Origin of the sequence: Lentzea roselyniae (assembly GCF_039537795.1) — a bacterium.
In the GTDB taxonomy this organism is placed as follows: domain Bacteria; phylum Actinomycetota; class Actinomycetes; order Mycobacteriales; family Pseudonocardiaceae; genus Lentzea; species Lentzea atacamensis.
Genome location: NZ_BAABBE010000006.1, coordinates 298631 through 320175 on the forward strand (window position 1 = coordinate 298631; position 21545 = coordinate 320175).

The following is a 21545-nucleotide window of genomic DNA, read 5'->3' on the forward strand; positions in this document are numbered from 1 at the left end:
TCCTGCAGGGGGGACCTGTGTCGTCGCTGTTCACCGACGCCGCCGAGCTGCGCGCGTACGCCGAGTATCTGCGCACCGAGGCGCAGGAGTTCGAGACGATCCGCAAGTACGTCCACACCACGGCGTGCGACAAGGCGGGCTTCACCGGCCTGCTGACGTTGCTGCAGCCGGGCGTGGACATCGTGCGCGCGCTGTTCGACGAGACGCTCGACTTCGGCAAGTCGAAGCTTGAGGGGACGGCGTGCGCGATGGACTCGACCGCTCAGGTCTACGAGACCGTCGAGCGCGCCCAGCTGGCGATCTTCAACGGGATCCTGAAGTGACGACCGCGTACCGGGATCCGCGCCCGGTCTCCGCGTCCCTGAAGCAGCCGGAGGTCGACACGGCCTCCCTGAACGACGTCCTGGCCGACCAGGGCTGGGGCGTGCAGGCGGTCAACTGGGTGTTCGAGGCGGTGACCGGCGAAAGCCTGGTCGCCACGATCATCACGCCGATCACCGGTGACTGGTCGAAGATCCGTGCCGACGGCGACGCGTGGCGCATGGTCGGCAACGCGATGAACGACGTCTCGTACAACCTCACCGATGCGGTGGGCAAGGTGCGCGAGCACTGGGACGGCGACGCCGCCCGTGCCCACGAGCGGTACATCGCCCTGGGCTGGAAGGCCGCCCTGTTCGCCGAGATGGGCGTCACCCAGCTCATCGCGAAGGGCTTCGACACCGTCGCTTCCGGCGCCGAGGCCCTGGGCAAGCAGGCCGCGCGCCTGCTCGACTACCTCGTCAACAAGCTGCTCGAGGCCGCCGCCACCGTCTGGCTCCCGGTGGCCGGCTGGATCAAGGCCGCCGAGATGGTCTGGAACGCGTACCAGATCTACCGGCGCGTGATGGACATCATCGACACGGTCAAGAAGCTCATCACGGACGTGAAGGCCCTGTTCGACGCCGTGGGCCGCGTCTTCTCGGCCATCGGCAAGCTGAAGGACGCCGACTCCCTCGCCGAGGCCATGAACGCCACCCAGGAGGTGGCCGAGGCGGGCCGAGACGTCCGCAACGCGGTCAACGACATCCGCGACGACATGACGTCCATCAAGGAATCCGCCACCGAGATCGCCGACCGCGGCCAGGACATCGGCTCCAAAGTCCGCGAGGTCTACACCCCGCCCGGTGCCGCCGACGGCACCAAACCGGCTGCCGTCACCTCCGTCGCTCCCGGCGGTGCCCCGGTCTCCGCTCCCCCGACGTTGCAGGGCGGCCCGGACACACCCGTCACGCACGCCGCGACGGCTGCGGGCCCCACGGTGTCCGCCCCGCCGACGCTGGGTGCGGGTTCCGGCGGCGGTCCCGGCGGTGCGCCCGTAGGTGGTCACAGCGGCGTACCGAGCGGAGGTCCCGGTGGCCCAGGGGCTCCCGTCCCGCGCCCCGACACCACGCACACGGCCGGCGCGGCCCCGGCAGCCGCACCGCCGTCGCACCACCAGACCCCGATGGGCGGCGCGATGCCCATGGGCGCAGCTCCGATGGCGGGCGGCGGCGATTCCACGCGCAGCTCCGGCTCACGGCCGGGCTCGTCCGCGGGCTCGGCCTGGCCCACGACTCCCGCAGGCTCGCCAGGCCAGGCAAAGCCTCCGGCCGGCGGCCTCCCGTCGCCTCCTGGCCACGCAAGCCCCGGCTCGGGTCTGCCCACCCCGCCCGGCCACTCGAACACCGGCTCCGGCGCAGGTGGACCCGGCGCGGGCAGCTCCCGGCCAGGTGGTGCGGGCCTGCCCACGCCGCCGTCGGGCACGGGCTCTCCCACACACGCCACTCCGGGCTCTCCCACGCACCCGACTCCGGGCTCGCCGGGATCGCACCCGGCTCCGGGTACGTCCGGCTCGCACCCGACCCCCGGCTCGCATCCGACTCCGGGTTCCGGCGGCGGCCTGCCCACGCCTCCCAGCGCCGCCTCTGGCACGGCAACGGCCCCGGCTCCCGCAGGTACGGGCGGCGGCCTTCCGTCCCCGCCCGGACACTCGACCCCCAGTGGTGGCGGCTTGCCGTCGCCTCCGGGGCACCCGTCCCCGAGTTCTGGTGGCGGCCTGCCGTCGCCTCCGGGGCACCCGACGCCGAGTTCTGGCGGTGGCCTGCCCTCGCCTCCGGGGCACCCGTCTCCCAGCACTGGTGGTGATCTGCCGTCGCCTCCGGGGCACCCGTCCCCGAGTTCTGGTGGCGGCCTGCCGTCGCCTCCGGGGCACCCGACGCCGAGTTCTGGCGGTGGCCTGCCCTCGCCTCCGGGGCACCCGTCTCCCAGCACTGGTGGTGATCTGCCCTCGCCTCCCGGACACCCGAGCCCCAGCACGGACCACTCGTCGCCCAGCGGCACGCCCTCGACCCCGTCCGGCACGACGCCTCACGACGGCGGCGCTCGTCCGCACGACACGACGCCCAACGGCTCGACGGACACCAAGCCGCACGACGCGCCGGCCGGCACCAAGCCGCACGACACGACTCCACAGGACTCCGGCACCAAGCCGCACGACGCGGACAGCCGACCCGACTCCGACGCGAAGCCTCACGACTCCGACGCGAAGCCTCACGACACCGACGCGAAGTCGCACGACGCGGACGCCACGCCTGGCGACGGCAAGCCGCACGACACCGACACCAAGCCCGACGACACCAAGCCCGACGACACCAAGCCCGACGACACCAAGCCCGACGACGCCAAGCCCGACGACGCCAAGCCCGACGACGCCAAGCCGAACGACACCGACGCGAGCGGTGCCGAGGATGTCAGGCCGCACGACCCCCAGCCCGACCACGACAACACCCCGACCGGCCAGGACCCCGACCCCAAGCCCACCGACGACGCGTCCACCGGCCACGACACCCAGCAGGACAACGGCAGCACCCCCGCCCCGACCGGCCCCGACCTCAAGGGCCACTTCGACGCCGCCGCGATGACCGCGCAAGGTCAGGGCTACCAGCACCAGCTGGAGCAGATCCTGCCCAACCAGGCCGACCGCGACCGGTACGTCGAGCTGAGCCAGAAGCTCTCCACCGAGCTCAGCGCGGACGAAGCGCAGCACGTGGCCGACGTCCGCAACCAGATCAAGGTCGACACCGGCGACATCGTCACCAAGGCGCTCAACCAGGGTGCGCTCAGCACCTACCTGCCCGACCAGCCGCACGCGCCGGGCTCCAGGCAGGCTGACTGGCAGAACCAGATGGGCGGTTCGATCGCCAGGGGGCAGGACGTCGCCCCCATCAACACCCCCGCGGGGCTGCGCGACGGGCTGGCGCTGGACGACAAGGGCAGGGGCTGGACGCCGATCCCCGAGAACGCCCAGTCCGCGATGCAGTTGCGGTACCAGATCACCGACCAGAACGTCGGCAACCACAACATCCCGTTCGGCGGGCCGAAGAAGGACGTGCCCGACTTCAACACGTTCGGGCCGCGGCAGGAGAGTGAGTACCAGTCGCCGCAGGAGCAGGCCCACTACGAGGCGAGCCAGAAGCAGATGGCGGCAGCGGGCGGCTCGACCAAGGTGTACGACGGCTACGACCCGTTCACCGGCACCGGCTCCACGATGGGTGGTGTGCCGGAGTGGCGGGTCGACGGCGGCACGCCGTTGCCGGATCGTGCCGAGATCTGGCAGGTGAACGAGGACGGCACTGAGAGACTGCACGCCGTGTACGACCGCAAGTTCGGCTGGACGAAGCTCTGATGACCAAGTACTCGCAGGAGATGGCCGAGTACCGCGGCGAGGTGTTCTACGCGGGCGGTGAAGGGGACCGGCACGTCTGGATCCGCAAGCTGCCCGGGGTGGCCTACGTCAACGACGAGGGCTTCCAGAACTACAACGGCCGTGAGCTCAAGACGGTCGCCGTCGAAGACCTCGACGCCTGGTACGTCGAGAAGATGACGGCGACCTGGCGCGGGCAGCCGTTCAACGTCATCTCGGTGGAGAACGGCAAGGCCGAGGCCGGGTACGCGGGCGGCGAGTACGTCTGGGCCGCGCAGAACGGTCTGGAAGGCGACCAGTACAACGGCTACCGGGCCACGCTCGACGTCGGCGAGCTGGCGGACGTGCAGGTCGACCGCACCGACTACCTGGCGCGGTGGAAGGAGAAGAACCCGGGATGAGCACCCCACAGGCCGTGCGCAAGGCGGCCGGCATCGGGCCGGAGACCATCCTGCAGAAGATCGTGCACCCCGCGATCGCGCAGCTCTACCTGGGCAACGTCGTCGTGCCGGGCAAGTTCGAGCCGCACCGCGCCGCCGGGTTCGTGACGCGCGGGCAGGACTTCCCGCAGGGCACCTCCGACCAGTTCGCGGAGGCGTTCGGCGTCGACAAGGTGGCGGACTGGCCGAAGGGCACGCAGTACCTGCTGCGGTTCCTGGCCCACACCACGGAGATCTTCGACACGAGCTTCGGCGGCCCGACGCTCGAAGGCGCGCAGAAGATGGGCACGACCCGCGTCTACCCGCTGCCCTTCACCGGCACCGGCTACACGCCGAGCGCGCAGCCGATCCCCGAGTACGTCATGGAGCTCACCGAGCTCCCGGCGGGCACCGAGCTGTGGCGGTTCGAGCCGGACGGCGAGGCGCGCAGCGTCGGCAAGTACCTCAACCGGCAGACCGGCTGGATCCCCACGGGTGACGTCGGCTTCGGGCCGGGGAGGTACTGGCAGGCACCTGTTCCGCTGCGGCCGACCGTCCGGCGTGGACTCTGCGGCCGGTATCGCGGCCAGGACTTCGACGTCGACTTCGGTCCCGCGCCCGGCTCCGTGCTGCTGCACCCGCTGGCCGGCCAGCCGGCGCCGCCGGACTTCACCAACGGGGTCCTGGAGGTTCCGGACGCGGTGGTCGAGGATCTCGGCCTGCTGCGCAAGCTCTGCACGTTCCGCGGTGCCGAGTTCGAGATCCTCGGCATCATGGGTGACAACGCCGTACTGCACTTCCTCGGCGAGAACTACCAAACGGCACAGGAGCTCGGTCTGTCCGAAGTAGACTTCCGGCAGTGGCGCACCCTCGCGGCGCGCGGCGAGCTGACCGACGTCCGCGACGAGATCAGGCCGATCCAGCGGGGGCTTTTCGCGAGGGAGAACGGATGACCACGCCGAACGACAGCTGGAAGACGCCTGAGCTGCGCGCGGCGGAGGCCCAGGTCGACGCGCGCTTCAAGGAGGCGCAGGACCTCGCCAACCGGCTCAGGGACACGCCGCTGCCGCCGATTCCGCCGGTCGACTTCAAGGCGATCGCGCAGCAGGTCGAGCGGGCCGCGCAGGAGAAGGACGCGCCCGAGCAGCTGAAGGCCTTGAAGCGCAAGGTGGACGCGGGCGAGTTCACGTGGGAGGACGTCGTCTCCGGCAAGGCGGCGCAGGACCCCGACGTGCAGGCCATGCAGCAGGAGAACGTCAAGAAGATGAAGCAGGCGTTCCAGATGCTGCAGGAGGGCACGACCGTCGAGGAGATCATGAACGCGCAGGGTCCGCGCAGAGGCCGGGGTGACGACGGCGACGAGAACGACCCCGACATCTTCGCGGAGGACAAGTGGTGATGACGGCCTGGCGGACACCGGACATCCACGCGGCGGAGGACTTCCTGACGAGCGCCGTCGCCGAGGCGGACCGTGCCATGCGGTCCGCCGAGCAGAACCTCAAGGGCAGGGAGCCGTCCGCTGAGGACGTTCGCAGGGTGATGCAGTTCGCCAAGTCGAGCGACGCGTCACCGGCGATGCGCCAGCTGGCCGACCGCATCGCCCGCGGTGCGGGACTCAGCTGGCGTCAGGTCCTCACCGGCGAGGCGTCGCACGATCCCCTTGTGCGCCAGGCACTCGAAGCCGACCGCGCGACGCTCAACGAGTTGATCAGGGGAGAGACGGCACCTCCTCCGCCTCCGCGCAGGCCCGCGCGCACCGACGACGACGAGCCGACCCAGTTCACCGAGGACGCCTGGTGAACGTCAGTCGAGGAACAACCCCGCGCTGATCAGCACCGCCCAGGCCAGCATCGCGAACCCGGTGAACTGCAGCACCGGGATCAGGTCACGGCCACCGCGCCCGGACGCCACCCGGCGCACGGCGGGCAGCAGCACCGGCGCCGCGAGGAACCCGAGCAACGCGTAAGGCACCCGCACGGTCATCCCGAGCGCGATCAGGAACGGCACCGCCACCAGCGCGAGGTACAGCCTGCGGGTGTCCTTGTCGCCCAGCACGACGGCCAGGGTTCGCTTGCCCGACACCGCATCCGTCGGGATGTCCCGCAGGTTGTTCGCCACCAGCACGGCGGCCGAGATCGACCCCATCGCGATGGACGCGCCGATGCCGATCCCGGTGATCTCCCCGGTCTGCACGTACAGCGTGCCCAGCACCGCGGCCGGCCCGAAGAACAGGAACACCGCGATCTCGCCGAGCCCCGCGTAACCGTACGGACGCTTGCCGCCGGTGTAGAACCACGCCCCGGCGATGCACGCGGCGCCGAGCCCGAGCATCCACCAGTACCCGGACAGCACCACGAGCGCGATTCCTGCCAGCGCGCCGACGCCGAGCGAGATGAACGCCGCCAGCCGGACCTTCGCGGGCTCCGCGGCACCGGAACCGGTGAGCCGGAACGGTCCCACCCGGTTGTCGTCGGTGCCGCGGATGCCGTCGGAGTAGTCGTTGGCGTAGTTCACGCCGATCTGCAGCGCGACCGACACCACGAGCGCCAGCACCGTGTGGAGCGGTTTGAACTCGTCGATGTGGTGCGCCGCAGCCGCGCCCACGATCACCGGAGCGATCGAGTTCGGCAGGGTGCGCGGGCGGGTCCCCTGGATCCACTGGACGACTGAGGCCATGCCTCCATCCTCCGCCATGGCTACTGAGGACCAGCAAACGGGTGTATCAGCAGCTAGTCGCGCCGGACACACCGGCCACATAGGCCTTGGCGATGTGCTTGCCGGACGCGATGCGGTACCAGATGTTCGAGGTGCCCTGCGTACCCGTCACCGACTCGCCCGTCAGCTGGCAGGTGACCCTGACCTGGGCGTAGTTCGCGGCCAGCCCGACCTGCGAGGTGGAGGAGTTCGCGCCACTGCGTACGTTCACCGTGCCGTTCGCCGCCGACGTGCGGACCGTCCCGACAGGACCGGAGCCGGTCCACAGGTACGTCACGGTCACCCACGAGTTCGTGGTCAGCTTCAGTCCGTCCCAGAACGTGCCGTCGGCGAGGTCGATGCCAGCGGGGTTGGCGACCTCACGCCCGAACTGGTCCTTACCGCCGTTGTAGTTGTCCTGATACGCGGCCTGCGCCTCGGGCTTGCCCTGCGGCAGGTCCTTCCACATCTCCCGCGTGCTGGACGGGTTCCAGTAGTCGTCCTTGGTGTTCCACGGGCCGACGTCCCACACCGGCGCCCACTCGCAACGGCCGTTCGACGCGCACACCTGCACGCTGTAGCTGCCGGAGTTGTTGGGCGCCAAGCCACGCCGCGACGGCAGCGCGACGAAGTGGTCGCGCGAACGGATCGTGTGGCCGTTCGCCGTGGTGCCGCCGACGAGGCCCTCGCGCGTCGCGTAGACGCGGTACGAACGTCCAGCGGCAGCAACGGAAACATCTTCCGTAGCGGCCACCCGTGAAGCCATCAGCTTGACTCGCGATGCCTTGCCACTGCTGAGAACAACGCGCGTCTGGATGGTGGACGTGGTCACCGGCAACGTGGCCGGCGCCTCCAGCCACTCGGTCCACTGACCGTCCGGACGCAGACCGCGCACGTCCACGACACCATCGCCGGTCACCGCCGCCGTGACCGCGTTCGCGGGCTGAGCGAGTCTGTGCGAGCCGAGCTCGATCAGACCCGTGCGCGGGGAGCCGCCCCACGTGACGGCGTGGCCGCTCACGTCGGCGGTCCACTCGTTGGAGGCTGCCTGGGCAGGGGACGCCAGTCCGACCGTCAACGCGGCTCCGGCGACCAGCGGTAACAGGTAGCGCATGAAGAAACCCCCATCGCTAACGCGCGCGGCTTGGGTCCGCACGCTTCGCGGGGAGAGTTGTCCTCAGCGGTAAAGGTTCACCTAAAAGAGTCGGCGACTGCCGTTCGGTCGACCTTGCCCGGTCCGCGCAACGGCAGCTCGGACAGGAACCGCACGAGCTTCGGGACCGCCGCCCGGCCCACGGCGTCCAGAACCGCCGCCCTCAGGTCTTCGAGAGAAGGCTCGTCGCCGCGCACGACGACTGCCGCTGCCACGACCTGACCCCACTCGTCGTCCGGCACGCCGACGACACACGCCTCCAGCACGCCCTCAACGGTCGCCAGAGCCCGTTCCACCAGCACCGGCGGCACCTTCTCGCCACCCGTGACGATCACGTCGTCAGCGCGGCCCAGCACCTCCAGCCGCCCGTCGCGCAGCCGGCCGAGATCACCCGTGCGGAACCACTCGCCGAACGGTTCCGCGCTGCCGCGGTAGCCCAGTGCCAGCACGGGTCCGCTGATCTCGATCACGTCATCGGTGCGCAGCCGGACGTCCCGCAGCGGCTCACCGTCGTACACACACCCACCGGCCGTCTCGCTCATGCCGTACGTGGTGACGACCTGCACGCCGAGCGCGCGCGCCTGCTGCAGCAGCTTCGGCGGGGTGGCGGCCCCGCCGATCAGCACGGCGTCGAACTGCCGCAGCGCCCAGAGCCCCGGCCCCTCGCCCACGACGAGCCGGGAGAGCTGCGTCGGAACCAGCGCGGTGTAGTGACGTCCCGGCTGGGCGAGTACCGGCTGGGCGGCCTGCGCGAACCCCATGGCGCGGAAGCCCTTCGACATGTCGAGCACGCCGGGCGTGGTGCCGGCGACGATCGACCGCACCAGCACCTGGATCCCGGCGATGTGGCTGGTGGGCAACGCCAGCAGCCACGTGCCGGGCCCGCCGAGCCGCTCGTGGGTGGCCTGCGCCGACGTGGTCAGCGCGTCGGCGTCGAGCAGCACGGTCTTCGGCTCGCCCGTCGATCCGGAGGTGGGCACGCCGAGCACGGCCCGCTTCTCCCAGCCGTCGAGCGGGCCGTCGACCAGTGGCTCTCCGCCGGCGAGCGCCGCGCGCAGCTCGTCGATCATCAGAAGTAGTGCGGGTAGTTCGACCAGTCGGGGTCGCGCTTCTCCAGGAACGCGTCCCGGCCCTCGACGGCCTCGTCGGTCATGTACGCGAGCCGGGTCGTCTCACCGGCGAACAGCTGCTGTCCCACCAGTCCGTCATCGATCAGGTTGAACGCGTACTTGAGCATCCGCTGGGCGGTGGGCGACTTCCCGTTGATCTCGCGGGCCCACTGCAGCGCCGTGGTCTCCAGCTCCGCGTGCGGCACGACGGCGTTGACCGCGCCCATCCTGTGCATCTCCTCGGCGGAGTACGTGCGGCCGAGGAAGAAGATCTCGCGGGCGAACTTCTGGCCGACCTGCCGCGCCAGGTACGCCGAGCCGTAGCCGCCGTCGAACGAGCCGACGTCCGCGTCGGTCTGCTTGAACTTCGCGTGCTCCTCGCTCGCGAGCGTGAGATCGCACACCACGTGCAGGCTGTGGCCACCACCCGCGGCCCAGCCGGGCACGACCGCGATGACGACCTTCGGCATGAACCTGATCAGTCGCTGGCACTCCAGGATGTGCAGCCGCCCCGCCCGTGCCGGATCCACCGTGTCGGCCGTCTCACCGGAGGCGTACTGGTAACCACTGCGCCCGCGAATCCGCTGGTCACCGCCACTGCAGAACGCCCAGCCGCCGTCGCGCGGGGACGGTCCGTTGCCGGTCAGCAGCACGCAGCCGACGTCGGACGACATCCGCGCGTGGTCGAGCGCCTGGTACAGCTCGTCCACGGTGTGCGGCCGGAACGCGTTGCGCACCTCGGGGCGGTTGAACGCGATGCGGACCGTGCCCTGGTCGATGGCGCGGTGGTACGTGATGTCGGTGAAGTCGAAGCCCTCGACGGACTTCCACAGCGACGGGTCGAAGAGCTCCTGATCTGCCACGGTCTGAGACTCTAGGCGCATGAATCCGTCCACGGCGCAGGCGAGGGTGATCGTCGACGAACTGGTCGGCAACGGCGTGCGCCACGCCGTGCTGTGTCCCGGTTCGCGCAACGCCCCGCTGTCGTTCGCACTGCATCAGGCCGAGCAGAAAGGCCTGCTCACGCTGCACGTGCGGATCGACGAGCGCAGCGCGGGCTTCCTCGCGCTCGGCCTGGCCAAGACGGGCACGCCCGCCGTCGTCACCTGTACGAGTGGCACGGCCGTGGCGAACCTGCACCCCGCCGTGATCGAGGCGCAGCTGACCGGCGTGCCGTTGATCGCACTGACCGCGGACCGCCCGGTCGATCTGTACCGCACCGGCGCGAGCCAGACGATCAACCAGTACGACGTCCTCGGCCTCCCCACCCTGCACCTGCCGGAGGCCGCCGACGAGCCGACCACGCGCTCGTTGATCTGCCGCGCGATCGCGACTCCCGGCCCGACGCACGTGAACGTGCCGTTCCGGCCGCCGCTCACCCCGGACGACTCCTCCTGGCCCTCGTCCGACCGCACTCCGTGGACCGCCACGGACCGCACGTTCACCGTCGAGACCAGGCCGTCGGACCTCCCGCCCCGCACGCTCGTGCTGCTCGGCGACGACCACCCGGACCGGCTGCGCGGAGCGTCAGAGCTCGGCTGGCCGGTGATCGCCGAGCCGACCGCGCCCGGTGGCCTGCGCCACGGATCGCTGCTGCTCAACGCCGGTCTGCCCGCGCACCTCCAGCCGGACGCGGTGCTCGTCGTCGGCCGGGTCACCCTGTCGCGGGGCCAGCAGGCACTGCTGCGGCAGACGAAGATCGTGCACGCCGTCGGCGACCAGGCGAAGTGGCCGGACGTGCAGTTCACCGCCAGCCGGGCGTCGACCTGGCTGCCCGAACCGGCCGAGCTCGACGGCGAGTGGGCTCAGGCGTGGCAGAGCACGGTGAAGAACGTCAGCGACGCCGTCGACGAGCTGCTCGATGCCGAGCCGTGGCCGACCGGCCTGCACGTCGCTCGCGACCTCACGCAGGCGATGCCATCGGGCTCGCTGCTGTTCGTCGGCTCGTCCAACCCGATCCGCGACGTCGACCACGTGGGCGAGCGCCGTCCGGACATCACCGTGCACGCCAACCGCGGTGCCGCGGGCATCGACGGCAGCGTGTCCACGGCCGTCGGTCTCGCCGTGACCCATCAGGGTCCTTCATACGCGCTGATGGGAGACCTGACTTTCCTGCACGACATCAACGGCCTGCTCGCCGACCACCGGCCGGATCTCACGATCGTCGTGCTCAACGACGACGGTGGCGGGATCTTTTCGTTGCTGGAACAAGGTGCGCCCGAGTACGGCGGTAGTTTTGAAAGAATCTTCGGCACTCCGCACGGCACGGATCTGGCCGCTTTGTGCGCGGGCTACCGAATTCCTCACTCCACAATGGACGGCCAGGAGGAGTTCCGTAGCGCACTTGCGCGCCCGGAGGGCCTCCGAGTGGTGGAAGTGCAGGCAAAACGACACGGGCTGAGGACGTTGCACCAGAGTCTCAAGTCGACTGTGTCAACCATTTTCGCCAGGTAGGAAACATACGTAAGTCGGTGGCTCAAACGTCAAATGTGTGGATAGCGTCCCGCGCATGTCGATCAGATCCAAGGCGACGACCGCGGTCGCGTCCGCGGCTGCGATGACGCTCTTCGCGGGGACGGCGCTAGCCGCGTCCCCCGGTGCACCCGGCGCCGGTGACCCGTACTTCCCGGAGTACGGCAACGGCGGATACGACGTCTCCCACTACGACATCAGGCTCAACTACAACCCGAACGGCGACCAGCTGTCCGGCACCACGACGATCCTCGCCAGGGCCACCCAGGACCTGACGCAGTTCAACCTGGACTTCCTGCTCAAGGTGAAGTCGGTCCGGGTGAACAACGCGCCGGCCTCCTTCGTGTCCGACGACGGCGAGCTGACCCTCACCCCGCGCGGAGGCGTGCGCAAGGGCCAGGACCTGACCATCGTCGTCACGTACGCCGACACGCCGTCCGCCGTGAAGGACCGCAACGGCATCACGCCGTGGACGAAGACTCCCGACGGCGCCCTCGCCATCGGTGAGCCGGAGATCTCCTCCTGGTGGTACCCGTCCAACGACCACCCCACGGACAAGGCGACCTTCGACGTGAACGTCGCCGTCCCGAACGGCGTCGAGGCGATCTCGAACGGGACGTTCGTCGGCCAGACCCGCCAGATCAACGGCTGGACCCGCTGGAACTGGCGCAGCACCAAGCCGCAGGCGACCTACCTGACGTTCCTGGCGATCGGCCAGTTCGAGATCCGTCTGTACGCGGCGCCCAACGGCCAGCCGGTCGTGAACGCCTACTCCGAGCGCCTCGGCGAGCACACCGACGCCGCCAAGTCGAGCATCGAGCGCACGCCCGAGGTCACCGAGTTCCTGGTGGAGAACTTCGGCCCGTACCCGTTCGAGGCGCAGGGCGGCGTCGTCACGCCGGACCTCGGCTACGCACTCGAGAACCAGACCCGCTCGACCTACGACGACGCGTTCTTCCGTCGCGGCGCCAACACCTACGTCGTGGCGCACGAGGTCGCGCACCAGTGGTTCGGCGACTCGGTGTCCGTGCACCACTGGCGCGACATCTGGCTGAACGAGGGCTTCGCCTCCTACGCCGAGTTCCTGTGGTCCGAGCACGTCGGTGAGGGCACGGCTCAGGAGAACGCCGACTTCATCTACGACTCGTACCCGGCCGACGACGAGTTCTGGCAGGTCCTGCCCGGCGACCCCGGCCCCTCGAACGTCTTCCACGGCGCCGTCTACGACCGCGGCGCGCTCGCCGTGCACGCGCTGCGCGTGGCCGTCGGCGACGAGAAGTTCTTCGAGATCCTGAAGACGTGGCTGGCCGAGAAGCGCTACGGCGACGCCACGATCGAGGAGTTCATCGCGCTCGCCGAGCGGGTGTCGGGGCAGCAGCTCGACCAGCTGTTCCAGACGTGGCTCTTCACCAAGGGCAAGCCGGCGGAGGCGCCTGGCCGTCCTGCGGACGCGGCCAAGTCGCTGTCGGTGAAGGCGGAGCCGAAGTCGCGCGCCAAGATCCAGCTGACGCACGAGCTGCTGGGCGCGCACAAGCACTGAGTGTCAGACCGGCTGAGTACGTTGTGACGCAGGGGTTCCCAGCTCAGGGGGACCCCTGCGTCAGCTCGGGGGGAGCGGGAGAATGGGCACCAAACCGACCGACAACGGCCGCGAGATCCCGTGGCTCGACAACATGGTTCGCCCTGTCGTCCGCCTCCACCCCGCACCAGGCCCGGCCGGGCCGACCGACAGTCACCTCGGCGGCCCGATGCTGTGGCCGCGGCACGAACCCTGGCCGCAGTGCGACGGCGCCGGGCACCGGGGCAGCCTCGACCTGACCGACGAACAGGTCCGCGGCCTGCCCACGCCCTTCGCCGCCGGTGTGCAGCTGTACCGGCACGACTTCCCGGAGTTGCCGTTCCCCGAGGGCACCGACGTGCTCCAGGTGTTCTTGTGCCCGCTCGTGCACGACGGCCACTGGGGCCCGGACATCCGCCTCGTGTGGCGCGCGGCCGGCCAGGTCACCGACCCGCTGGCGGACCAGCCCGTCCCGGTCCTGGTGGACCCGATGTACGCGTTCCGGCCGTGTGTGTTCAACCCGTGTCGTGCCAACGAGTACCCGATGATGTGCGACGTCCCGCGCGAGCTGTTGTACGAGCTGGAGTTCGCCAAGGCCGACGGCTTCGACCACGCCAACCACGAGACCTGGCCGTGCCTCGGCGACGCCACCAAGATCGGCGGCTGGACCCGGTGGTTCGCCAGCGATCCGTACGACATGGACTGTCCCGACTGCGGCGCCACCCGCGTGCAGCTGCTCGCGCTTGCGGCACATGAGGACGAGTGCACCGGGTGTGACCAGCCGACGGGCGGACACGTGGGCTGGGAGTTCATCGGGGGCAGCGGTGCGTTGAACGTCTTGGTGTGTCCGAAGGACGTCCACCACACCATGAAGCTGCAAATCGAGTAGCGAAGCCGTCCTGGACCGGACCGAATTCGCGGAGCAGACCGTGAACCAGATCCGCGCAACCGGCGGCCGAGCCATCGCGGTCCAGGCCGATGTCAGCGACTGCGCGGCAGCTTCCTCATGCTCAAGGCCACCGCCCCGGCGATGCGCGAAGCCGGCTGGCGCCGCATCGTCAACATCTCCAGCATCTCCGCGCTGGTCGACGACGACCGGGCCGACTACGTCGCCGCCAAGGCCGGTCTGGAGGGCTGACCAGAGCCGCAGCCCTCGACCTCGTGCCGCACGGCATCACCGTGAACGCGGTCGGGCCGGGCGTGGTGCGGGCGGGGATGACCGACGTGAGCGCCGCCCGTGCGGGACGGACGATGGAAGAGCACTTACGGGCGCAGGCGAAGTCGATCCCGCGCGGCCGGATCGGCACGACGCGCGACATCGCACGCGCCGTCCTGTTCTTCACGGCCGAGGACGCCGACTTCGTGACGGGCCAGGTCCTCTACGTCAGCGGCGGACCGCACGGCTAGAGGCCTTCCAACGCCTCTCGCATCGGCCGCATCTTGGCGTGCGCCTCCTGCACCTCGATGTCCGGATCCGAATCCGCAACGAGCCCACACCCCGCGAACAACCGCGCGGTCGACCCGGTGATCTGCGCGCACCGCAGCGCGATCCCGAGCTCGCCGTCGCCGTTCCCGTCGATCCATCCGACCGGCCCGGCGTACCGCCCGCGATCCATGCCCTCGAGCTGGCCGATCAACGTCGTGGCGTCCAGCCGGGGCGTCCCACCCACCGCCGCCGTCGGGTGCACCGCCTCGCCGAGGTGCAGCAACGACACGGAAGAGCTCAACGTGCCGATGACGTCGCTGGACAGGTGCGACACGTTGGGCAGCCGCAAGACCGAAGGGCCCTCGACCGACATCGTCGTGCAAAAGGGACGCAACGTCTCCGCGAGAGAAGTGATCGCGTAGTCGTGTTCTTCCAGGTTCTTCTCCGACGACATCAACGCCGCGGCGAGCTCCTCGTCCGAAACCCCGTCGTGCGGCCACGTCGTGCCGGCCAGCACCCGCGAGTCCACGACCGCCCCGGTGCGGCGCAGCAGCAGCTCGGGCGTGGCACCCACCAGACCGTCCACCGCGTACGCCCAGCACTCCGGATAGCGACGGGCCAGCCCTTGCAGCACGAACCGCTGGTCGAGCCGCCGATCCGTCACCGCGACCAGGTCGTGGGCGAGCACGACCTTGTCCAGCTCGCCGCCCCGCATGCGTGCCACGGCCTTGCGGACGGCCTCGCGATACTGCGTGACCGGCAGCTGGCCGTTCGCGTACCGGACGGTCGAGGGACGGGAAAGCGGCGCGACCTCGGGATCGGTGTCACCGGCGCCGATCGTGGTGATCCACTGCTGACCGTTGCGGCGGCCGACCACGACCTCGGGGACGATCAGCACCGAGTCGCCGGGCGAGTCGGCGAAGGCCATCGAGATGAACGCCACCGGGCCGCTGCCCGGCACGCCCAGCTCGTCGTCGACGTCGAGGTGGGCGCAGAACTCGCGCCACCACTTGTCGGCCTGTGCGAACCTGTCCGGGCCGCTGACCTCGAGCCGTGCGGCCTCACCCCAGCCGACCAGGCCGGAACCGTCGCGCACCCAGGCCAGCGCGTGCTCCGGGTCTGGCAGCAGTCCGAGCAGGTCGCCGGCGGCGTCCTGCCTCGACCGGACGCGGATCCGCTGCCGTGCTCGCGATGTGGGTGCTGAGGTCACTCTCCGACTGTATGGACCTCAACCTGAAAGCGCGGCACCCGCCCGGCTCTAGACTTCTCAGTTGTGGTGGAGGACGCAGTGACCAAGCCGCCGCTCGGCGTACGCGTCCGCCGTGCGGTGAGCCGCGCTTTGCTCGTGGTCGGCGGGGTGGTCACGCTCGTCTGCGTGCTGCTGCCGATCGCCTGCTGGCGGGATGACGTGGCCATCGAGCGGAACATGGGGCAGGCGGTCGCGCAGGTCGACTCCGTCGCCTTCAACAGGACGGTTGTGCGCTACGCCACACCGGACGGTCGCGTGATGATCCCGTCGCAGGGAGTGCTGTACCCGTCCGGGCTGAACGTCGGGGACAACGTGCGGGTCGAGTACGACCAGACGAACCCGGAGCTGACGCGGGTGGCGGGGCGGAGCGCGGTTCTCAGCCTGTTGCCCGTCGGCACGTTCCTCGTGGCCGTCTGGATCGCCATCGCGGCGGTTGTGACAGTTCTGCGCAGATTCGGCACGCAGGTGTAACATCGGTGCATGGCGGATGACCTGGAGCTGCGCTTCGAGCGCACCGTGCAGGCCGACGCGCGCATCGAGCCGCGCGACTGGATGCCCGACGGCTACCGCAAGACCCTGATCAGGCAGATCGCCCAGCACGCCCACTCCGAGATCATCGGGATGCAGCCGGAGGGCAACTGGATCTCGCGCGCGCCCTCGCTGCGGCGCAAGGCGATCCTGCTGGCGAAGGTGCAGGACGAGGCCGGGCACGGCCTGTACCTGTACTCGGCGACCGAGACGCTCGGCGCCGACCGCGAGGACCTGACGCTCAAGCTCATCGAGGGGCGCCAGAAGTACTCCTCGATCTTCAACTACCCGACGCTGACGTTCGCCGACGTCGGCGTGATCGGCTGGCTCGTCGACGGCGCCGCGATCTGCAACCAGGTGCCGCTCTGCCGCACCTCCTACGGGCCGTACGCGCGCGCCATGATCCGCATCTGCAAGGAAGAGTCGTTCCACCAGCGTCAGGGCTACGAACTGCTCATGACGATGATGCGCGGCACCCAGCAGCAGCGCGACATGGTGCAGGACTCGGTGAACCGGTGGTGGTGGCCCGCGCTGATGATGTTCGGCCCGCCGGACTCGGAGTCCACGAACACCGAGCAGTCGATGGCGTGGCGGATCAAGCGCGACACCAACGACGAGCTGCGGCAGAAGTTCGTGAACATGAGCGTGCCGCAGGCCGAGGCGCTCGGCGTGACGTTCCCGGACCCGGAGCTCAGGTGGAACGAGGAGCGCGGGCAGTACGACTTCGGCCAGCCGGACTGGGACGAGTTCTGGCAGGTCGTCAAGGGTGGCGGTGTCTGCAACGCGCAGCGCATCGCCCACCGTCGCAAGGCCCACGAGGACGGCGCGTGGGTCCGTGAGGCCGCTGCCGCGCACGCCCAGAAACAGGCACAGAAGCAGGCTGTGAAGGAAGGTGCCGCGTGAGCACGTCTTGGCCGCTGTGGGAAGTGTTCGTGCGGGGCAAGCGCGGCCTGAACCACGTGCACGTCGGTTCGCTGCACGCGCCGGACGCGGAGATGGCGTTGCGCAACGCCCGTGACGTCTACACGCGCCGCAACGAGGGCGTGTCGATCTGGGTCGTGCCCGCGGCCGCGATCACGGCGTCGTCGCCGGACGAGAAGGACCCGTTCTTCGCGCCGTCGGGCGACAAGGTCTACCGGCACCCGACGTTCTACTCGATTCCCGAGGACGTGCCGCACCTATGAGCTTCGACAACGCCTACGAGTCGCTGCTGGGCCACGAGGACTCGCACTGGGCTTTCGGGACGGGCTTCTCGGAGGCTCTCACCGGTGTGAACCGCGAGTTCCCGGCGGGCGTCGATCGCGAGGACATCGCCGCGTACTGCCTGATGCTCGGCGACGACGCGTTGATCTTCTCGCAGGGGCTTTCCGAGTGGTGCTCGCGCGCCCCGGAGCTCGAAGAGGACATCGCGCTCGCCAACATCGCCCTCGACCTGCTGGGCCAGGCCCGCATGCTGCTGACCCGCGCCGGCGAGGTGCTCGGGAAGTCCGAAGACGACCTGGCCTACCTGCGCGACGAACGCGAGTTCCGCAACGTGCACCTGGCCGAGATCGACTGCGGTCCCGGCCCCGGCGGCGACTTCGGCACGACCATCGCGCGCCTGCTGGTGTTCTCGTCGTGGCGGCTGGCCCTGTTCTCACGGCTGCGCGGCTCGGCGGACCCCGTGCTGGCCGCCGTGGCCGAGAAGGGCCTGAAGGAGTTGGCGTACCACCGCGACCACGCCGCCCAGTGGACGGTCCGGCTCGGCGACGGCACCGACGAGTCGCACCGCCGCATGCAGGCCGGCCTGGAGCGCGTGTGGCCGTTCGTGGACGAGCTCTTCGCCACCCACGCCGTCGAAGCGCGCCTGACCGGCGTGGCGGTCGATCCCGCCTCGCTGAAGTCCGAAGTGGACGGTGTGCTGGAGGTCGTGCTCGCGGCCGGCGGTCTTTCGCGTCCTGCCGACACCCGTGCCGCGCGCGTCGCGGGCATGGCGGGCCGCGACGGCGTGCACACCGAGGCCATGGGCTTCCTGCTCGCCGAGATGCAGCACCTGCACCGTTCGCTGCCGGGGGCGGTCTGGTGACGACGGCACTGGAGGTCGCGTCGGCCGTGCGGGACCCGGAGCTTCCGGTCCTCACGCTGGCGGACCTCGGCGTGCTCCGTGACGTGTCCGAAGAGGACGGTCGCGTCGTCGTGACCATCACCCCGACCTACTCGGGCTGCCCCGCGATCGACGAGATGGGCGCCGACCTGCGCCGTTCGTTGAAGTCCGCCGGGTACTCGGAGGTCGAGGTGCGCCTGTCGCTCTCGCCGGCCTGGACGACGGACTGGATCAGCGCCGAGGGCCGTTCGAAACTGGCTGCCGCCGGCATCGCGCCTCCCGCGCGGATCGGCCCTTCGGTCGCCGGCCCGGTGCCGCTGAACCTGGTGCCGCCGTCGCGTCAGGTCGCCTGCCCGCAGTGCGGTTCGCCCAACACCTCGGAGATTTCTCGGTTCGGCTCGACCGCGTGCAAGGCCCTGCGCCGCTGCAACGCCTGCGCCGAACCGTTCGAGCACGTCAAGGAGATCTGAGTGGCTCGCCGCGCTGCCTTCCACAAGCTGACGGTCGCCCGCGTCGACCGCCTCTGCGACGACGCCGTGGCCGTCACCTTCGACGTGCCGGCCGACCTCGCGGAGGACTTCGCCTTCGCCGCCGGCCAGTACCTGACCCTGCGCCAGGGCGACGAACGCCGCTCGTACTCGATCTGCGCACCCGCCGGCGCCGCACCGCGAATCGGCGTGCGCCGCGTGGACGGCGGCCAGTTCTCGACGTGGCTCGTAGACCGCGTGTCTCCCGGTGACGTGATCGAGGTCCTGCCACCTCTGGGCAAGTTCAGCCCGACCGGCGCCGGCACCCACCACGGCTTCGTGGTGGCGGGCTCCGGCATCACCCCGGCCCTGTCGATCGCCGCGACAGTCCTCGCAACCGGCGCCCGCGTGACGCTGCTCTACGGCAACCGCCGAACCGACACGGTGATGTTCGCCGACGAACTGGCCGACCTGAAGGACCGCTACCCGGCCACGTTCCAGCTGATCCACGTCCTGTCCCGCGAACCGCGCGACGTGGAGCTCTTCTCCGGCCGCCTGAACGCCTCGAAGCTGACGGCGCTGTTCGACACCGTCGTCCCGTTCGACGGCATCGATGAGTGGTGGCTCTGCGGTCCCTACGAGATGGTCCAGGACGCCACCGCCGTGCTGCGCGACCGCGGCGTTCCTGCCGAGCGCGTCCACCACGAGCTCTTCTACGTCGACGAGCCCCCGCCCCCGCCGCGCCGGACCGAGGCGGTGGTGGAGTCCGCCGCCACCGTGACGGTGATCCTGGACGGCAAGTCGACCACCCTGCCGCTGCCCGCCGACGAACCGATCCTGGACGCCGCCCAACGCGTCCGCGCCGACCTGCCGTTCGCGTGCAAGGGCGGGGTGTGCGGCACGTGCCGGGCGATGGTCACCGAGGGCAGCGTCGAGATGCGCCGCAACTACGCGCTCGACGAGTCCGAGGTGGCGGCCGGGTTCGTGCTGACCTGCCAGGCGTTGCCGACGAGTGAGTGCGTGACGGTCGACTTCGACGCCTGAGTTTCCCGACGAACCCACGGCGAACGTGGCACGATCACTGCCCATGGGGGTAGTCGTCCGCTCAGCGCTCTGGGGCCTAGGTACCGGCTCACTGCTCATGGGCGCCCTCGTGACCCTCATCGAGCTCACGAGCAAGAGCGACTCCCCGTCCTCCGGCGTGATCACCGTCCTCGCGATCCTCATCTTCGCGGTGACCTTCGGCGGCATCCCCGGTGTCGTGATCGGCACCGGCGTCGGCTTCATCCGCCGTTCGATCCAGCGCCCGAGGCTTCACCCCAGGCCGATGCACCCGCCCATCCCGCAGCAGCCCTACGACATGTGGTCCGAGCTGGTGGAGCGCTGCGCCGAGTCGACGAGGCGAGTCGCGGCGGCCGTCCAGACCGTGCCCAGGTCGGCCGCCAAGGACTGGCTGCAGAGGATCAGCGAGCAGCTCACCGAGGAGCTCGACGACGTGCGGGGAATCGCGCAGCTCGGCAGGGCGCTGGGTGCGGTCGACCAGCAGCACCCTGTCTACCAGCGGCTCCTCAAGGCCGCGCAAGACTTCCGGCAGTTCGAGAACGAGGTCGGCAGGGTCGCGCTGCAGATGTTCGACCACCCCGAGCTGGACGAGGCGCGCACCCACCTCGAGGTGCTCGAGAAGCAGCTGCCTCAGCTGTCGACCTGAAGCGCCGACTGCCACCAGCCCAGCACCTCGTCCGCGGCCTCTGGCGCGGCCACCAGCAGTCCGTCGAGCGGCAGCCGGGCATCCTCACCACGTCTGTCCAGCACGACCGCGCCGGACTCCACGGCCAGTGACACGGCTCCAGCGACGTCCCACTCGTGGTAGCCGTGCAGGACCGCGGCGGCGACGTGTCCCAAAGCCACCTGCGCCACGGCCAGGCACTTCGAGCCGAGCACACGCACGCCGGTGCCGGCGATCGCAGCCGTCGAGATGAACTCACCCATTCCCTGCCACGGTCCGGTGCGGGTCATCTCCGTGCACACAACCAGCGAGTCGCCCTGGCGTTCGGTCAGGCGGACCGGTGTGCCGTTCGCGCGCATGCCCCGGCCGCGGGCGGCGGCGTAGATCTGGGAGCGGTACGGGTCCGCCACCACGCCGACCACCGGGCCCCAGCGGTCCACCAGCGCGAGGCTGTAGGCGCACCAGGGCATGCCCGCGGTGTAGTTCGCGGTGCCGTCGACCGGGTCCACCACCCAGCGGAACTCGGAGTCGTCCGGCACGTCCACGTCCGAGTTCTCGCAGAAGACGGGGATCGACGGGAACTCCGCGGTCAGGACGCGGCGGGTGTGGCGTTCGAGGGTGCGGTCGGTGTCGGTCACCCAGTCGAACGGCGACTCGTCGGTGTCGGGACGCACGCCGCGACCGGCGGTGGCCATGATGACGTCCGAGGCGTCGTTCGCGAGGTGACCGGCCACTTCCAGCGCGATGGACACCAGTCCGGGGTCGGCCGGGTGCGCGGGACGGGACGACAAGACGGTCATGCTGGCCTAGTTTCACCGCGTCGGGTGACCGGGAACCGACGCGAAGATGACTAACCGACGATCACCTGGCCACGACGTGAGGTGTTCTGACCGCGTCAAATTACGTGTCACGCGGACTTCACACTGGCACTCCAGTGTGG

General features: G+C 70.1%; 24 protein-coding genes. 18 read left to right on the top strand and 6 right to left on the bottom strand.

Features of this window, described 5'->3' with window-relative positions; translation table 11 throughout:
• Positions 1–17: 17 nt before the first annotated feature.
• The 6 genes from ABFX45_RS13510 to ABFX45_RS13535 are packed head-to-tail and all read left to right on the top strand — an operon-like array spanning position 18 to position 5940.
• Positions 18–323, top strand: coding sequence for a hypothetical protein (locus ABFX45_RS13510; RefSeq protein ID WP_109628981.1), 306 nt, complete (start codon positions 18–20; stop codon positions 321–323).
• A complete protein-coding gene (locus ABFX45_RS13515) occupies positions 320–3703 on the top strand; it encodes a phage tail family protein (protein ID WP_346130033.1) in 3384 nt (1127 codons plus the stop codon). The genes ABFX45_RS13510 and ABFX45_RS13515 overlap by 4 nt, the downstream gene beginning before the upstream one ends.
• On the top strand, positions 3703–4122 hold the full coding sequence (locus ABFX45_RS13520; RefSeq protein WP_109628977.1) for a hypothetical protein: 420 nt from the start codon (positions 3703–3705) through the stop codon (positions 4120–4122). Before ABFX45_RS13515 ends, ABFX45_RS13520 begins: the two co-directional genes overlap by 1 nt.
• Positions 4119–5093 (top strand): hypothetical protein, encoded by a 975-nt coding sequence (locus ABFX45_RS13525; protein ID WP_109628974.1) that lies wholly within the window; start codon positions 4119–4121, stop codon positions 5091–5093. Before ABFX45_RS13520 ends, ABFX45_RS13525 begins: the two co-directional genes overlap by 4 nt.
• Positions 5090–5539: a hypothetical protein gene (locus ABFX45_RS13530; protein ID WP_109628972.1), complete on the top strand. Its 450-nt coding sequence runs from the start codon at positions 5090–5092 to the stop codon at positions 5537–5539. Before ABFX45_RS13525 ends, ABFX45_RS13530 begins: the two co-directional genes overlap by 4 nt.
• Positions 5539–5940: a hypothetical protein gene (locus ABFX45_RS13535; protein WP_346130036.1), complete on the top strand. Its 402-nt coding sequence runs from the start codon at positions 5539–5541 to the stop codon at positions 5938–5940. The genes ABFX45_RS13530 and ABFX45_RS13535 overlap by 1 nt, the downstream gene beginning before the upstream one ends.
• Before the next feature lie 3 nt (positions 5941–5943).
• On the opposite strand, the gene ABFX45_RS13540 is transcribed toward ABFX45_RS13535, so the two are convergent.
• The 4 genes from ABFX45_RS13540 to ABFX45_RS13555 all read right to left on the bottom strand — a co-directional run bounded on the left by ABFX45_RS13540 (position 5944) and on the right by ABFX45_RS13555 (position 9959).
• Positions 5944–6816, bottom strand: a complete 873-nt coding sequence (locus ABFX45_RS13540) for a 1,4-dihydroxy-2-naphthoate polyprenyltransferase (RefSeq protein WP_109628970.1) — start codon at positions 6814–6816, stop codon at positions 5944–5946.
• A 46-nt stretch (positions 6817–6862) separates the two neighbouring features.
• Complete coding sequence (locus tag ABFX45_RS13545; protein WP_346130039.1) at positions 6863–7948, bottom strand: hypothetical protein; 1086 nt, start codon at positions 7946–7948, stop codon at positions 6863–6865.
• A gap of 77 nt (positions 7949–8025) precedes the next feature.
• Complete coding sequence (menE, locus tag ABFX45_RS13550) at positions 8026–9057, bottom strand: o-succinylbenzoate--CoA ligase (RefSeq protein WP_346130041.1); 1032 nt, start codon at positions 9055–9057, stop codon at positions 8026–8028.
• Complete coding sequence (locus tag ABFX45_RS13555) at positions 9057–9959, bottom strand: 1,4-dihydroxy-2-naphthoyl-CoA synthase (protein ID WP_428834142.1); 903 nt, start codon at positions 9957–9959, stop codon at positions 9057–9059. The genes menE and ABFX45_RS13555 overlap by 1 nt, the downstream gene beginning before the upstream one ends.
• A gap of 19 nt (positions 9960–9978) precedes the next feature.
• On the opposite strand from ABFX45_RS13555, the gene menD reads away from it, so the two are divergent.
• The 5 genes from menD to ABFX45_RS13580 all read left to right on the top strand — a co-directional run bounded on the left by menD (position 9979) and on the right by ABFX45_RS13580 (position 14533).
• Positions 9979–11550 carry a 2-succinyl-5-enolpyruvyl-6-hydroxy-3-cyclohexene-1-carboxylic-acid synthase gene (gene menD / locus ABFX45_RS13560; RefSeq protein WP_346130043.1) on the top strand — a complete coding sequence of 524 codons (1572 nt, stop codon included), beginning with the start codon at positions 9979–9981 and terminating at the stop codon, positions 11548–11550.
• 55 nt (positions 11551–11605) lie between these two features.
• Entirely contained in the window at positions 11606–13108 is a 1503-nt protein-coding gene (locus tag ABFX45_RS13565) for a M1 family metallopeptidase (RefSeq protein ID WP_346130045.1), read from the top strand.
• An 82-nt stretch (positions 13109–13190) separates the two neighbouring features.
• Positions 13191–14015 (top strand): YwqG family protein, encoded by an 825-nt coding sequence (locus tag ABFX45_RS13570; protein WP_346130047.1) that lies wholly within the window; start codon positions 13191–13193, stop codon positions 14013–14015.
• 117 nt (positions 14016–14132) lie between these two features.
• A complete protein-coding gene (locus ABFX45_RS13575) occupies positions 14133–14264 on the top strand; it encodes a hypothetical protein (protein ID WP_346130049.1) in 132 nt (43 codons plus the stop codon).
• A 23-nt stretch (positions 14265–14287) separates the two neighbouring features.
• Positions 14288–14533, top strand: coding sequence for an SDR family oxidoreductase (locus ABFX45_RS13580; RefSeq protein ID WP_346130051.1), 246 nt, complete (start codon positions 14288–14290; stop codon positions 14531–14533).
• On the opposite strand, the gene ABFX45_RS13585 is transcribed toward ABFX45_RS13580, so the two are convergent.
• Entirely contained in the window at positions 14530–15762 is a 1233-nt protein-coding gene (locus tag ABFX45_RS13585) for an isochorismate synthase (RefSeq protein ID WP_109628954.1), read from the bottom strand. The genes ABFX45_RS13580 and ABFX45_RS13585 overlap by 4 nt on opposite strands.
• A 78-nt stretch (positions 15763–15840) precedes the next feature.
• Here ABFX45_RS13585 and ABFX45_RS13590 point away from each other — a divergent pair, with 78 nt between their 5' ends.
• From ABFX45_RS13590 to ABFX45_RS13620, 7 genes are read left to right on the top strand one after another with little or no spacing between them, the layout of a single operon-like run.
• Positions 15841–16272: a DUF3592 domain-containing protein gene (locus ABFX45_RS13590; protein WP_233439084.1), complete on the top strand. Its 432-nt coding sequence runs from the start codon at positions 15841–15843 to the stop codon at positions 16270–16272.
• Between the two features lie 9 nt (positions 16273–16281).
• Positions 16282–17232, top strand: a complete 951-nt coding sequence (gene paaA, locus ABFX45_RS13595; protein WP_109628949.1) for a 1,2-phenylacetyl-CoA epoxidase subunit PaaA — start codon at positions 16282–16284, stop codon at positions 17230–17232.
• The gene (paaB, locus tag ABFX45_RS13600) at positions 17229–17513 is read left to right on the top strand and encodes a 1,2-phenylacetyl-CoA epoxidase subunit PaaB (RefSeq protein ID WP_109628947.1); all 285 of its coding nucleotides are present in this window, start codon (positions 17229–17231) and stop codon (positions 17511–17513) included. Before paaA ends, paaB begins: the two co-directional genes overlap by 4 nt.
• Positions 17510–18394 carry a 1,2-phenylacetyl-CoA epoxidase subunit PaaC gene (gene paaC / locus ABFX45_RS13605; protein WP_346130055.1) on the top strand — a complete coding sequence of 295 codons (885 nt, stop codon included), beginning with the start codon at positions 17510–17512 and terminating at the stop codon, positions 18392–18394. Before paaB ends, paaC begins: the two co-directional genes overlap by 4 nt.
• Positions 18391–18882, top strand: a complete 492-nt coding sequence (paaD, locus tag ABFX45_RS13610) for a 1,2-phenylacetyl-CoA epoxidase subunit PaaD (RefSeq protein WP_109628943.1) — start codon at positions 18391–18393, stop codon at positions 18880–18882. Before paaC ends, paaD begins: the two co-directional genes overlap by 4 nt.
• The gene (gene paaE / locus ABFX45_RS13615; protein WP_346130058.1) at positions 18883–19923 is read left to right on the top strand and encodes a 1,2-phenylacetyl-CoA epoxidase subunit PaaE; all 1041 of its coding nucleotides are present in this window, start codon (positions 18883–18885) and stop codon (positions 19921–19923) included.
• Positions 19924–19966: 43 nt separating this feature from the next.
• Positions 19967–20587, top strand: a complete 621-nt coding sequence (locus ABFX45_RS13620) for a hypothetical protein (protein ID WP_346130060.1) — start codon at positions 19967–19969, stop codon at positions 20585–20587.
• Here ABFX45_RS13620 and ABFX45_RS13625 read toward each other — a convergent pair.
• On the bottom strand, positions 20572–21405 hold the full coding sequence (locus ABFX45_RS13625) for an inositol monophosphatase family protein (RefSeq protein WP_346130062.1): 834 nt from the start codon (positions 21403–21405) through the stop codon (positions 20572–20574). The genes ABFX45_RS13620 and ABFX45_RS13625 overlap by 16 nt on opposite strands.
• Positions 21406–21545 lie beyond the last annotated feature (140 nt).